General features: G+C 74.2%; 10 protein-coding genes. 6 read left to right on the top strand and 4 right to left on the bottom strand.

The genetic code is table 11. The annotated features are described in order from the left end of the window. Positions 1–27: 27 nt before the first annotated feature. The 3 genes from tatC to ACZ5NJ_RS00820 all read left to right on the top strand — a co-directional run bounded on the left by tatC (position 28) and on the right by ACZ5NJ_RS00820 (position 4,705). The gene (gene tatC, locus ACZ5NJ_RS00810) at positions 28–993 is read left to right on the top strand and encodes a twin-arginine translocase subunit TatC (protein ID WP_468761235.1); all 966 of its coding nucleotides are present in this window, start codon (positions 28–30) and stop codon (positions 991–993) included. A gap of 112 nt (positions 994–1,105) precedes the next feature. Further along, positions 1,106–3,958: a DEAD/DEAH box helicase gene (locus tag ACZ5NJ_RS00815; protein ID WP_468761237.1), complete on the top strand. Its 2,853-nt coding sequence runs from the start codon at positions 1,106–1,108 to the stop codon at positions 3,956–3,958. A gap of 90 nt (positions 3,959–4,048) precedes the next feature. After that, the gene (locus ACZ5NJ_RS00820) at positions 4,049–4,705 is read left to right on the top strand and encodes a TetR/AcrR family transcriptional regulator (protein ID WP_468761239.1); all 657 of its coding nucleotides are present in this window, start codon (positions 4,049–4,051) and stop codon (positions 4,703–4,705) included. On the opposite strand, the gene ACZ5NJ_RS00825 is transcribed toward ACZ5NJ_RS00820, so the two are convergent. The 4 genes from ACZ5NJ_RS00825 to ACZ5NJ_RS00840 all read right to left on the bottom strand — a co-directional run bounded on the left by ACZ5NJ_RS00825 (position 4,702) and on the right by ACZ5NJ_RS00840 (position 9,158). Then, positions 4,702–5,679 (bottom strand): pseudouridine synthase, encoded by a 978-nt coding sequence (locus tag ACZ5NJ_RS00825; protein WP_468761241.1) that lies wholly within the window; start codon positions 5,677–5,679, stop codon positions 4,702–4,704. The two genes, ACZ5NJ_RS00820 and ACZ5NJ_RS00825, sit on opposite strands and share 4 nt — an antisense overlap. Positions 5,680–5,697: 18 nt before the next feature. After that, complete coding sequence (locus tag ACZ5NJ_RS00830) at positions 5,698–7,254, bottom strand: serine hydrolase (RefSeq protein WP_468761243.1); 1,557 nt, start codon at positions 7,252–7,254, stop codon at positions 5,698–5,700. A gap of 103 nt (positions 7,255–7,357) precedes the next feature. Beyond that, the gene (locus ACZ5NJ_RS00835) at positions 7,358–8,203 is read right to left on the bottom strand and encodes a siderophore-interacting protein (RefSeq protein WP_468761245.1); all 846 of its coding nucleotides are present in this window, start codon (positions 8,201–8,203) and stop codon (positions 7,358–7,360) included. 49 nt (positions 8,204–8,252) lie between these two features. Next, positions 8,253–9,158, bottom strand: a complete 906-nt coding sequence (locus ACZ5NJ_RS00840; protein WP_468761988.1) for a 5'-3' exonuclease — start codon at positions 9,156–9,158, stop codon at positions 8,253–8,255. A 126-nt stretch (positions 9,159–9,284) separates the two neighbouring features. On the opposite strand from ACZ5NJ_RS00840, the gene ACZ5NJ_RS00845 reads away from it, so the two are divergent. The 3 genes from ACZ5NJ_RS00845 (at position 9,285) to ACZ5NJ_RS00855 (ending at position 12,937) form a co-directional block, all read left to right on the top strand. Next, the gene (locus ACZ5NJ_RS00845) at positions 9,285–11,399 is read left to right on the top strand and encodes a Dyp-type peroxidase (RefSeq protein ID WP_468761247.1); all 2,115 of its coding nucleotides are present in this window, start codon (positions 9,285–9,287) and stop codon (positions 11,397–11,399) included. Between the two features lie 268 nt (positions 11,400–11,667). Next, the gene (locus ACZ5NJ_RS00850) at positions 11,668–12,216 is read left to right on the top strand and encodes a helix-turn-helix domain-containing protein (protein WP_395512980.1); all 549 of its coding nucleotides are present in this window, start codon (positions 11,668–11,670) and stop codon (positions 12,214–12,216) included. Between the two features lie 4 nt (positions 12,217–12,220). Then, on the top strand, positions 12,221–12,937 hold the full coding sequence (locus ACZ5NJ_RS00855; RefSeq protein WP_468761249.1) for a helical backbone metal receptor: 717 nt from the start codon (positions 12,221–12,223) through the stop codon (positions 12,935–12,937). Positions 12,938–12,975: the final 38 nt, after the last annotated feature.

The following is a 12,975-nucleotide window of genomic DNA, read 5'->3' on the forward strand; positions in this document are numbered from 1 at the left end:
CATTTGCAACGAGACAAGGGACGTGGGTTGCTCAAGTCTGCCCGCAAGCAGGGGAACCGAGATCGGCTTCCGAAGGACGCCGAGGGGCGCATGCCGCTCGTGGAGCACCTGCGTGAGCTGAGAAACCGCCTGCTGAAGTCGGTCCTGGCGATCGGCCTGATCACGATCGTCTGCGCCTACTTCTACCGGCCGATCATCGACTTCCTGCTGGAGCCGATGCTGTCCTCCGTCGGCTGCGTGAACGGGGCCACCCACCAGAGCAACGGCGCCCCCTGCGCCGAGATGACGGCCAACGGCCTCACCGGGCCCTTCTCCATCGCGCTGAAGGTCGGCCTCTCCGCGGGCATGGTGCTGTCCGCTCCCGTCTGGCTCTACCAGCTGTGGGCGTTCGCCGCCCCCGGCCTGCACAAGAACGAGAAGCGGTACACGCTGAGCTTCGTGGCCGTCGGCGCCCCGCTCTTCCTGGCCGGCGCCGTCCTCGCCTACAAGATCCTCCCGCAGACCGCGGAGATCCTCCTCGGATTCACCCCCGACCACGTCAAGAACCTGCTCCCGGTCGACGACTACCTCGACCTGGTCACGCGCATGGTCGTGGTCTTCGGCCTCGCCTTCGAGCTCCCGCTGATCCTGGTGCTGCTGAACTTCACCGGCATCCTCAGCGCCAAGCGGCTGGGCAGCTGGTGGCGCGGCATGGTCCTCGGCATCACGATCTTCGCGGCCTTCGCCACGCCCACCGGCGACCCGGTCACCATGCTGACCCTGGCCTCCCCGATCGTGGCCCTGTACTTCCTCGCCCTCGGGATCTGCCTCCTCAACGACCGCCGGCGCCGGCGCGCCAACCCGGACGCCGACCTCGACGACGACGAGGCCTCGGAGCTGGACCTGACGCCCTCGTCCCTCGGCACGGCGGACCCGGCCCCGGCCCCCTCCGTCCTGCCCGAGCAGGCCGACGGCGGTCGCCGCCAGATCAACGGCTACGACGACGCCACCTGACCCCCGGGGCCCGCTCCCGGGACCGGCCGCGTGCCGGCCCGGGGGCGCCCGGGGCCGATCACATAAATGATCGAGACTGTTGTCAGAGGCGGCGGGTAGGCTCGACAGCAAGATGACCGAAGAACTCTCACCCGCCGAGCGGTACGCCGCTGCCCGGATCCGCGCCGTCGAAGAGGCCTCCGCCCTGGCCCCCTTCCGGGAGATGTACGAATTCGACCTGGACCCCTACCAGGTCGAGGCCTGCAAGGCACTGGAGGCCGGCAAGGGCGTCCTGGTGGCCGCCCCGACCGGCTCGGGCAAGACCATCGTGGGCGAGTTCGCCGTGCACCTGGCCCTCCAGCAGGGCCGCAAGTGCTTCTACACGACGCCCATCAAGGCCCTGTCGAACCAGAAGTTCGCCGACCTCGTCAAGCGCTACGGCGCCGACAAGGTCGGCCTGCTGACCGGCGACAACAGCGTCAACGGCGACGCACCCGTGGTCGTGATGACCACCGAGGTGCTCCGCAACATGCTCTACGCCGGCTCCCAGGCGCTCAGCGGCCTCGGTTACGTCGTGATGGACGAGGTGCACTACCTCTCCGACCGCTTCCGCGGCGCCGTCTGGGAAGAGGTGATCATCCACCTCCCCGCATCGGTGACCCTGGTGTCGCTCTCCGCGACCGTCTCCAACGCCGAGGAGTTCGGCGACTGGCTCGACACCGTGCGCGGCGACACCGAGGTGATCGTCTCCGAGGAGCGGCCCGTCCCGCTGTGGCAGCACGTCATGGCCGGCCGCCGGATCTACGACCTCTTCGAGGAGGAGTCCGACCACGGAGGCCGCGGCTCCGCCCGCCGCGAGGTCAACCCCGACCTGCTGCGCATGGCCCGCGAGGAGAACAGCCGCGGCTACAGCCCCAAGGACCGGCGGCGCGGCAAGATGGTCCGCGAGGCCGACCGCGAGCGCGAGCGCCGCTCCCGCAGCCGTATCTGGACCCCCGGCCGCCCCGAGGTCATCGCCCGCCTGGACAACGACGACCTGCTCCCCGCCATCAACTTCATCTTCAGCCGGGCCGGCTGCGAGGCCGCCGTCCAGCAGTGCCTCTTCGCGGGCCTGCGGCTCAACGACGACACCGCGCGGCTGAAGGTGCGCGAGCTCGTCGAGGAGCGCACCGCCTCCATCCCCGCCGAGGACCTCCACGTCCTGGGCTACTACGAGTGGCTCGAAGGTCTGGAGCGCGGCATCGCCGCCCACCACGCGGGCATGCTCCCCACCTTCAAGGAGGTCGTCGAGGAGCTGTTCGTCCGCGGCCTCGTCAAGGCCGTCTTCGCCACGGAGACCCTCGCCCTGGGCATCAACATGCCCGCGCGCACGGTCATCCTGGAGAAGCTCGTCAAGTGGAACGGCGAACAGCACGCCGACATCACCCCCGGCGAGTACACCCAGCTCACCGGCCGGGCCGGCCGCCGCGGCATCGACGTCGAGGGCCACGCCGTGGTGCTCTGGCAGCGCGGCATGGACCCGGTGCAGCTCGCCGGCCTCGCCGGCACCCGCACCTATCCGCTGCGCTCCAGCTTCAAACCCTCGTACAACATGGCCGTCAACCTGGTCCAGCAGTTCGGGCGGCACCGCTCGCGCGAACTCCTGGAGACCTCCTTCGCGCAGTTCCAGGCCGACCGCTCGGTCGTCGGGATCTCCCGCCAGGTGCAGCGCAACGAGGAGGGCCTGGACGGCTACCGGCAGGGCATGACCTGCCACCTCGGCGACTTCGAGGAGTACGCGCGGCTGCGCCGCGACCTCAAGGACCGCGAGACCGAGCTGGCCAAGCAGGGGGCGGCGCAGCGCCGCGCCCAGGCGGCGAGCTCGCTGGAGAAGCTCAAGCCGGGCGACATCATCCACGTCCCCACCGGCAAGTTCGCCGGGCTCGCGCTGGTCCTGGACCCGGGCGTGCCGGGCGGCCGGAGCAACGGGCACCGCGGGTACGAGTACCACGAGGGCCCGCGTCCGCTGGTGCTCACCGCCGAACGGCAGGTCAAGCGGCTCGCCGCGATCGACTTCCCCGTGCCGGTCGAGGCCCTCGACCGGATGCGGATCCCGAAGACGTTCAACCCGCGCTCCCCGCAGTCCCGCCGGGACCTGGCGACCGCCCTGCGCAACAAGGCCGGGAACGTCCAGCCCGAGCGGCAGCGGCGCGGCCGGGCCGCGGCGGCCGACGACCGTGAGATCGCCCGGCTGCGCGCCGAGCTGCGGGCCCACCCCTGCCACGGCTGCGACGAGCGCGAGGACCACGCCCGCTGGGCGGAGCGCTACCACCGGCTCAAGCGGGACACGCAGCAGCTGGAGCGGCGCATCGAGGGCCGGACGAACACCATCGCCCGCACCTTCGACCGGATCCACGCCCTGCTCACCGAGCTGGACTACCTGCGCGAGGACGAGGTCACCGTGCACGGCAAGCGGCTGGCCCGGCTCTACGGCGAGCTGGACCTGCTGGCCTCGGAGTGCCTGCGCGAGGGCGTCTGGGAGGGGCTGAACCCGGCCGAACTGGCCGCCTGCGTCTCCGCGCTGGTCTTCGAGGCCCGCCAGTCCGACGACGCGACGCCGCCGAAGGTGCCGGGCGGCGCGGCGAAGGCGGCGCTCGGCGAGATGGTCCGCATCTGGGGCCGGCTCGACGCCCTGGAAGAGGAGCACCGCATCAACCAGGCGGAGGGCGTGGGCCAGCGCGAGCCGGACCTCGGCTTCGCGTGGGCGGCCTACCAGTGGGCCTCCGACAAGAGCCTGGACGAGGTGCTGCGCGAGGCGGAGATGCCGGCCGGCGACTTCGTCCGCTGGTGCAAGCAGGTCATCGACGTCCTCGGGCAGATCGCCGCGGCGGCACCGGCCTCCACCGCCCCGCCGTCCTCGGCCGGGGGCAGCACGGTGGCGAAGAACGCCCGCAAGGCCGTCGACGCCCTGCTGCGGGGTGTCGTGGCCTACAGCTCGGTCGGATAGCCCTTTCGGTGTTTCCTCCGAGTCCGTCGACGGCCGGATCTCATCTCTTGCCATGATCGGTTCGCCGCGCCCTGTGCGACGATCGGACGCATGAGCGGGGGAACGGACGAAGGGCCGAGACGGGTCGGTCGGCCGCGGGCCGATCGGCTGAGAGCGCCGAGCAGCCGGCCGCCGCGCGAGGAACTCCTCTGCGCGGCGGCCGAGCTGTTCACCGTACGGGGGTACGCGGCCACCACCACACGGGCGGTGGCCGAACGGGCCGGGATGCGGCAGGCCACGATGTACCACTACTTCGGCGGCAAGGAGGAACTCCTCGCCGAACTGCTGGAGTCCACCGTCGCCCCCTCCCTCGCGCTCTCCCGCCGGCTGCTGGCCGACAGCGGCCGCCCGGCCGCCCGCCGGCTGTGGGAGCTGTGCCGTTCGGACGTGCTGCTGCTGTGCGGGGGCCCGTACAACCTGGGCGCCCTGTACCTGCTGCCCGAGCTGGACCGGCCGCGGCTGGGGCGGTTCCGGCGGATGCGCGACGAACTGCGCGACAACTACCGGGCGTTGCTCGACGCCACCCCCCTGGGCTCCGAACTGGCCGGGGACCGGGCCGGACTGTCCCTGCGGGGCGACCTGGTCTTCGGCCTGGTCGAGGGCGTCATGCTGGTCCGCCGCTCCGACCCGGACCGCCCGGTGGCGGCCTTCGCGGAGGCCGCCGCGGACGCCGCGCTGCGCGTCGCGGGCGTGTCCCCCGCCGGCTAGGACGTCTCTTCGGGTGGCCCTGCCTCCCAGCCCTCCGGGTCGTCCCAGGCCTGGAGGGTCAGGCCCGATTCCAGGTGGTGGGCGAGGCCCGTGACCGGGTCGGTGAAGGACAGGGTGCGGGCCAGCAGCTGGAGCGGCCGCCGGTAGTCGGCCGGGTCGGCCGGTCCGGCCACCACCGGGTACACCGGGTCGCCCAGGATGGGCAGGCCCAGGGCGTTCATGTGCACCCGCAGCTGGTGGGTGCGTCCGGTGTGCGGGGTCAGCCGGTAGCGGCCCAGGGCGCCGCGGACCTCCAGGAGTTCGACCAGGCTCTCGGCGTTGGGCTCGGCGTCCGGCAGCTCCACCGCCGCCATCACCCCGCGGACCTTCTCGATGTGGCTGCGCACCGTCCGGGGCAGGCCGACCGACGGGTCGTGGGGCGCGAGGGCCTCGTACTCCTTGCGCACCCGCCGCTGCTGGAAGAGGAGCTGGTAGGCGCCGCGGTCCTCGGGGCGGATGCTGAACATCACCAGCCCCGCCGTCATCCGGTCCAGGCGGTGCGCCGGGCTGAGCGCGGGCAGGTCCAGCTCCCGGCGCAGCCGGGCCAGGGCGGTCTGCGTGACGTGGCTGCCGCGCGGGGTCGTCGCCAGGAAGTGCGGCTTGTCCACCACCAGGAGGTGGCGGTCGCGGTGGACGACACGGATCGGGAAGGGCACGGGCGGCTCGGCCGGCATGTCCCGGTGGAACCACAGCCAGCCGCCGGGCTCGTACGGGTCCTGCGGCCGCAGCACCCGCCCGCCCTCGCCCAGCACCCGCCCGTCCGCGAGCAGCCGGGCCATGGACTCGGCGCCGCGCGTGCCCGCGTAGCGCTCCGTCAGGTAGTCGCCCAGGTGCGGCCAGCGTCCCTCGGGGTCGGGGGGAAGGCGCATCCGGACCGGGTCGATGCCGTCCTGCTGGGGGAGGGGCGCGGGCGGGATGTGGGATCTGCGGCTCATCGGGACCAGGGTAGGCGGCTACTTCCGGGTGAAGGTGCCCAGGTGCTCGGCGTCCAGGTACTCGATGCGGACCTTTCCGTCGGAGAAGGTCACCCCGGTGCGGCCGACGGCGTTCTCGCCGGCGGTGACGAAGCTGAACGTGTCGCCGTCGTAGGGGGTGAGGGGGAAGCGCAGGGGCTTGGGGCCGAGGGAGAGGGTGAGGGCGCCCTTGGCGTCGGCGGTGACGGTGAGGGGGCCGTAGAAGGCGTTGTCGTAGGTGCCGGTGTACGCGCTCGCCGCCCGTGGGGGCCGGGCGCCGGCCGGGGGGTGGGCGTAGTCGGTGGTCGAGCGGTGGCCCTCGTTCAGTTCCTGCGCGTACAGGGCGCCGGTCAGGGCCAGCCAGTCGGTGGTCGGCCCGCCGTGTTCGGCGGTGTCGAAGAAGTCCAGGGCGATCGCGTCGGCCTGGCCGATCGGGGCCGCGTTGGTGAGGACGACGATCCCGAGCTGTTCGAGCGGGAGCATGGTGACGTTGGTGTTGGCGCCGAGCTCGAAGGCGCCCGAGTGGCCCAGACGCAGCCGGCCGGCCTCGTCGTAGCTGACGTTCCAGCCGAGCCCGTAGAACTGCGGGACGCCGCGGACGGTCTGGGCCTGCGAGACGATCTCGGGGAGGCGGGTGCGGTTCAGGGCGTCGGCGGGGATGATCCGCTTCCCGTCGAGGACGCCGTCGCCGAGCTGGAGGCGCAGCCAGCGGGCCATGTCGCGGGCGGTGGAACTGGCCCCGCCGGCCGGGGCCTGGGCGTCGGCGTCGCGGACGAAGCGGGGGCTCCAGGTGGCGGCGCCGTTCTTCCCGGGGCCGGCCTTCACATGGCCGTAGGCGCGGTCGGGGGCGTGCGCGTAGGCGGAGAACTCGGTGCTGGTGTGCGTCATCCCGGCGGGCTTGAAGAGGGTGTCCGCGCTGAGTTTCTGCCAGGTGGTGCCGTGGTCGCGGGCGATGGCCTCGGCGGCGGCGGTCAGGCCGAAGTTGGTGTAGGCGTAGCTCGCGCGGAAGGGGGAGAGGGGTTCGAGGCGCAGGTGGTCCAGGATGTACGACTGGTCGTAGCCGAGGTCTTCGAGGAGGTCCCCGGCGTGGTCGGGGAGGCCGCTGCGGTGGGAGAACAGGTCGGCGGGGGTGACGTGGGAGGTCACCCAGGGGTCCTTCAGCGCGAAGCCGGGCAGGGAGGAGCCGAGGGGCCTGTCCCAGGCGCCGGGGTCGGGGAGGGCGCCGGCGACGACGGTGGAGGAGACGGGCTTCGAGAGGGAGGCCAGCTGGAAGACGGTGTCGGGGTCGACGGTGGCGGCTTCGCCGGTGCGGCGGAGGCCGAAGCCCTTGAGGTAGAGCACCTTGTCGTGGTGGACGACGGCCACGGCGACGCCGGGGACGCCGGTGCGGCGCATGACGTCCGCGACGGTGGCGTCGAGCCGGGTCACCGCCTTGGCGACGGCGGCGTCGCCGATGCGGGGCTCGGGCGGCGGGGGCGGAGTCGGCTCCGCCGCGGCCGTCCCGGCTGCCAGCAGGATCGCCGCCCCGGCGAACGCGGCGGCGCGGTGCGTACGCATGTCGCCATTGTGGCGTTCGGGTGGATTCGGCGCGCGTCGTGGGCCGCTGCGCGGGGTGGGGAGAGGCTCCGCGCGGCGGGACCGGCGGAGCGCCCCGCGGGGATCAGGCGGCCGCTCGGGCCGGGAGGTCCTGTTCGGCTTCCACCGTGGCGTTCCAGTCCCGCTTGATCGCGCGCCAGCCCTCGTCCGTCTCGCCGTGGCGCCAGTAGCCGGAGATGGACAGCCGCTCGCGGGCGATGCCCCGCTCCAGGCGCAGGTGGCGGCGGAGCTCCTTCACGAAGCCCGCCTCGCCGTGGACGAAGGCCTGCACGTCCGTCGAGGGGAAGTCCAGGCCGGTGACGGCCTCCAGCAGGGCCGCGCCCACCGGGCGGTCACCGCGGTGGAGCCAGAGGGGGGTGACCCCGTCCGGGGTGGCGATGTCCTGCTCGTCCTCGGGACCGTCGACCTCCACGAACGCGTACACCCGCGCCCCGCGCGGCATCCGCTCCATCGACGCGGCGATCGCCGGCAGCGCGCTCTCGTCGCCCGCGAGGAGGTGCCAGCCGGCGGCGGGGTCCGGGGCGTAGCCGCCGCCGGGGCCGAGGAAGTGGACCGTTTCGCCGGGCTGGACGCGGGCCGCCCACGGGCCGGCGAGGCCCTCGTCGCCGTGGACGACGAAGTCCAGGGTCAGCTCCCGGCGCGCCGGGTCCCAGGCGCGGACCGTGTAGGCGCGCTGGCGCGGCCAGGCCTCGCGGCGGTGCGTGGCACGGATCACGTCCAGGTCCCAGGGCTCCGCGTACCGCACGCCCTCGGGCTCGAAGAGGAGCTTGACGTAATGGTCGGTGTGCGCGCCCGCGTCGAATCCGGCCAGTCCGTCTCCGCCCAGCACCAGGCGCACCATGTGCGGTGTCAGCCGTTCGGTGCGTACGACGACTGCGGTGCCGACGGTGCGGGCGCGTCCTTCTGCCACGGTGTCTCCCCTGACGCTCACGAAGCTTAGGATTACCTAAGTTAGCATCTCATGGGCGCAGCGCGCTGCTCAGGCGTGACACCGCTCCTCCCAGACCCCACCGATGGGCGAGCGCGTCGACCGTGTCGGGCCGGGCGGGCGCCTGCGGCAGGGCCGGGTCGAAGGCGGGCAGGGGGACGTCGGCGGCCACCCGGACGACCTTCGGGGCCACCGCCAGGTAGGGGCGGGATTCGTCCAGGCGCTTGCGCTGGGTGGGGGTCAGCTTCGACTTCGGGTCGTCGACTGCCGCGATGATCCCGGCCAGGGATCCGTACGCGTCCAGCAGCTTGGCGGCGGTCTTCTCGCCGATGCCGGGGACGCCCGGCAGGCCGTCGCTCGGGTCGCCGCGCAGCAGTGCCAGGTCCGCGTAGCCGGGGCCGTCCACCCCGTACTTCTCGCGCAGCCACGCCTCGTCGGTCACCTGGAGGGTGCCCACGCCCTTGAGCGGGTACAGGACCCGGCGCGCCCGGGCGTCGTCCACCAGCTGGTAGAGGTCCCGGTCGCCGGTGACGATGTCCACCGGGCCGGTGGCACGGGCCGTCAGGGTGCCGATCACGTCGTCCGCCTCGTACCCGGCGACCCCCACCCGGGCGATGCCGAACGCGTCCAGGGCCGCCTCGATGATCGGGACCTGCGGGGCCAGGGTGTCCGGGGTCTCCTCCACGTCCGGGCCCGACTCCGTGACCTCCGCGACCCGGTGCGCCTTGTACGAGGGGATCAGCGCCACCCGCCAGTGCGGCCGCCAGTCGGCGTCCATGCACGCCACCAGGTCGTCGGGGCGGTGGTCCTGCACCAGCCGCCCGATGAAGTCGAGGAGCCCGCGCACCGCGTTGACCGGAGTGCCGTCCGGGGCCTTCACGGAGTCCGGGACGCCGAAGTAGGCGCGGTAGTAGAGGGACGCGGTGTCCAGGAGCATCAGCCGTCGTGTCGTCATGGGGGCGATGATGCCGTAACCCGCCCGGCCGCCGCCCGTCACCCCTGGTGGGTGAATGATCACTCAAACAGTTCCTCCGGCGCGCGCGCCCGCCCTTCCTCCCCGAGGGTGTGGATCACAGGCGGCCCGCTCGGCCGCGCCCGGTCCCCGCGCGAGGAGCTCCGTACGCCCCTGCCCGCACGCGCCGTCGGCGCGCTGCCGGCCGGAGCGGCGCGGCCCCGCCCCAGCCCCCACCAGGAGGCCCCGATGGATGCCGCCCAGTCCACCGCACCCGCCCGCCGGACCGTCATCAGGGCCGGGGCGGTGGCCGCCGCCGCGCTGGCCGGGTGCCCGCGCACCGCGGCGGCGGCCCCGCCGCCGGCGCCCGCACCGCCGGCCCCCGCGCCCGCCCCGGCCGCCGACGGAGCCGCGGAGCTGCCGCTGCGCTCCGACCGCAGCACCCAGGGCGACATCCTGGCGGGCTCCCGCAAGGACCACGCCTGCCTCCTGCTGCTGCGCTTCCGCGACCCGGTCCTGGCCCGCCGCTGGCTGCGCCGGCTGCTGCCGCAGATCTCCACCACCGAGGAGATGGCGAGGTTCAACGCCGCCTTCAGCGCGGCCCGGGTCAAGGCGGGCGGCACCGACCCGGCCTCCCTGTCCGCGCAGTGGACCGGGCTCTCCCTCACCCACGCCGGGCTCCGCTTCCTCGCCGGCCGCGACCCCTTCCCCGCGCTGCCGCCCGGAAGCACCGCCGAGGCCTTCGCCCAGGGGCCCGCCCAGCGGGCCGAGGCGCTCGGGGACACCGGGGACAGCTCCCCCGACTCCTGGCTGTTCGGCGGCGAGGGGCCGCACCGCGCCGTGCACGCGGTGCTCAACCTGTCCGCCGACGACCCCAGGAAGCTCGCCGAGGCCGTCGACCGCCACCAGCAGGCCCTGGGGGCGGCCCAGGGCGTGCTGGTCTTCCGGCAGGACGGCGGCACCCTGCCCGGCGCCCTGCGCGGGCACGAGCACTTCGGGTTCACCGACGGCATCAGCCAGCCGGGCGTGCGCGGCTTCCACGCCCCCGACCCGGCGACCGGGAACACCGTCCTCGGCAAGCCCGGCGCCCGGCTGGTCCCGGCCGGGGAGTTCCTCGTCGGGCAGGAGAAGGCCGGCAAGCGGCCCGCCGGGCTGCCCGCCTGGGCCACCGGGGGCTCCTTCCAGGTGCTGCGCCGCCTCGCCCAGGACGTGCCCGGCTGGTGGGCCCAGGCCCGGGAGCGGCTCGCCGACCTCAAGCGGGCCGGGGCCGCGCCCGCCGACGCGACCGACACCTGGCTCGCCGCCCGGCTCGTGGGCCGCTGGCCCGGCGGCACCGCCGTCGCGGGCTGCCCGCTCGCCGAACGGCCCTGCCCGGCCGGCGCCGGCCCCGGCGCCCTCTCGTACCGGGACGACCCGCAGGGCTGGCGCACCCCGCTGTTCGCGCACATCCGCAAGGGCAACCCGCGCGACGGCCTCGTCTCCGCCCCCGGCCGCCCCCCGCTGGACCCCGCCGTCACCGACGCCCACCGCATCATCCGCCGCGGCATCCCCTACGGACCCGCCTACGACCCCGCCCAGGACCCCGGCCGGGGGACGAACGGGGCCTCGCGCGGGCTGGTGTTCATCGGCTACCAGGCCGACCTGGTCCAGCAGTTCGAGTTCGTCGCCCGGCAGTGGATCAACGAGTCCGACTTCCCGGCCGGCCGCAACCCGCGCACCGGCGCCGACCCCCTGCTCGGCCCCGGCTCGCCGGTCGCCTTCGAGAGCGAGTCCGACGGCGGCAGCCGCGCCACCACCCTGCGCTTCGGCCGGTTCATCCGCACCGAGGGCGCCCTCTACGCCTTCACCCCCTCGATCCCCACCCTGCGGGCCCTGGCCGAAGGCCGGCTCGACGTCTCCGTGGAGGTCCACCCCGGCACCGTCCTGCGCGCCGGAGACGTCCTCGACGCCGGCGCCGCCCGCCTGACCCTCGGCGCCGACGGGGACCTCGTCCTCCTCGACCCCTCCGGCGCCCGCCTCTGGAGCGCCGGCACCGAGGGCCAGGGCGGCGAGGCCCTCTACTCCGACGGGGAGCTCACCGTCCGCACCGCCGACGGCACGGCCGCGTGGAGCAGCGGCACCGCCGGCCACCCCGGCGCCCGGCTGCTGGTCCGCCCGGAGGGCGACGCGGTGATCCTCGACGGCGACCGTGTGCTGTGGCGGGCCGGCCACGACCACGCGGGGTGACGGTGCGGGCACGGGAATCGGCCGGGGAACGGCTCGGAGAGCCCTTGCGCGCGAATCCGGGGGCGGTTGCTGCGTAAGGTGCTTACAGCACACCGATGTGCGACGACGGGTAGGGGAGGGCAGCCCCGACATGAACGGCAAGGAAGACGGAAGCATCGCGGACGCCACGGACGGCACGGAATACGGCTTCGCCCGGGCGGGCACGCCGGACGCCGACGACCCGAACACGCACGACAAGGAGAAGGACGCCAAGGACCAGCCGCTGAGAGTGGGCGTGGCCGTGCGCAAACGGCGGCGCGCCCTCCACCTCACGCTGGCCGCGGTGTCGGCGCGCAGCGGGCTTTCGGTGCCCTTCCTCAGCCAGATAGAGAACGAGCGCGCCCGCCCCAGCATGCGCTCCCTGGAGCGCGTCGCGGACGCCCTGGAGACCACGGCGGTCGACCTGCTCGCCGCCTCGGACACGGCCCGCACGGTGGACCTGGTGCGGGCCGGCGACGACTCCGGGCTCGCGCCCGTCAACGGCGTGCGTCCCCTCGTACGGGGCCACCACCAGCTGCACGCGCTGGAGTTCAACGGGGACCAGGACGCCGGACGCGAGTACCAGCACCGCAACGACGAGCTGATGTACGTGGTCTCCGGCGCCTGCCAGGTGGAGGCCGAGGGCCGCGCCTACCGGCTGGAGGAAGGGGACGCGCTGTTCCTCTCCGGCGGGGTCCGCCACCGCTGGAGGGCCGTCAGCGACGACACCCGGCTGCTGGTCGTGGCCGTCGGCGACCACATCCACGCCACCTCCGAGCCGCCCTCGCCGGGGCGCTGACCCGGTGCGCGTCGTCTCCCTCGTGCCCTCCCTGACGGAGGCGGTCGCGGTGAGCGCGCCCGGCCTGCTCGCCGGGGTGACCGACTGGTGCACCCACCCGGCGGACCTGGGGGAGGCACGGCGGATCGGCGGGACCAAGAACCCCGACGTCCGGGCCGTCGTCGAGCTGCGCCCGGACCTGGTGATCGCCAACGAGGAGGAGAACCGGGCCCCCGACCTGGAGGCGCTGCGCGCGGCCGGGCTGGAGGTGCTGGTGACCGCGATCCGGGACCTGCCCCAGGCCTTCGCCGAGCTGGACCGGGTCCTGGTGGGGGCGCTGGGGCTGGAGCGGCCCGAGTGGCTGGACCGGGCCGAGGAGGCCTGGACGGCGGTGGAGCCCGTCGGGGACCTCACCGCCTTCGTGCCGATCTGGCGGCGGCCGTGGATGGTGCTGGGCCGGGACACCTTCGCCGGCGACGTCCTCGCCCGGCTCGGCGTACGCAACGCCTACGCCGGCCACCCCGAGCGGTACCCGAGGGTGCCGGTGGAGGAGCTCGCGGGGAGCGGGTGCGATCTGGTGGTGCTCCCCGACGAGCCGTACCGCTTCACCGCCGGTGACGGCCCCGAGGCCTTCCCCGGTCTGCCCGCCGCGCTCGTCAGCGGCCGCCACCTCACCTGGTACGGGCCTTCGCTGGTGGAAGCCCCGCGGGTGCTGGCGGCGGCCGTGCGGGCGGCGTCGTAGGCGGGGGCCGTCCGGCGGCGGGGGCCGTCCGGCTGCGG

The organism is Streptomyces sp. NPDC032091, from assembly GCF_055580265.1.

Coding starts and splice junctions, on each gene's coding strand:
- ACZ5NJ_RS00830 (WP_468761243.1), bottom strand. CDS start 7,254: ATGCGTACGCACCGCGCCGCCGCGTTCGCCGGGGCGGCGATCCTGCTG.
- ACZ5NJ_RS00825 (WP_468761241.1), bottom strand. CDS start 5,679: ATGAGCCGCAGATCCCACATCCCGCCCGCGCCCCTCCCCCAGCAGGAC.
- ACZ5NJ_RS00815 (WP_468761237.1), top strand. CDS start 1,106: ATGACCGAAGAACTCTCACCCGCCGAGCGGTACGCCGCTGCCCGGATC.
- ACZ5NJ_RS00840 (WP_468761988.1), bottom strand. CDS start 9,158: ATGCTCCTGGACACCGCGTCCCTCTACTACCGCGCCTACTTCGGCGTC.
- ACZ5NJ_RS00820 (WP_468761239.1), top strand. CDS start 4,049: ATGAGCGGGGGAACGGACGAAGGGCCGAGACGGGTCGGTCGGCCGCGG.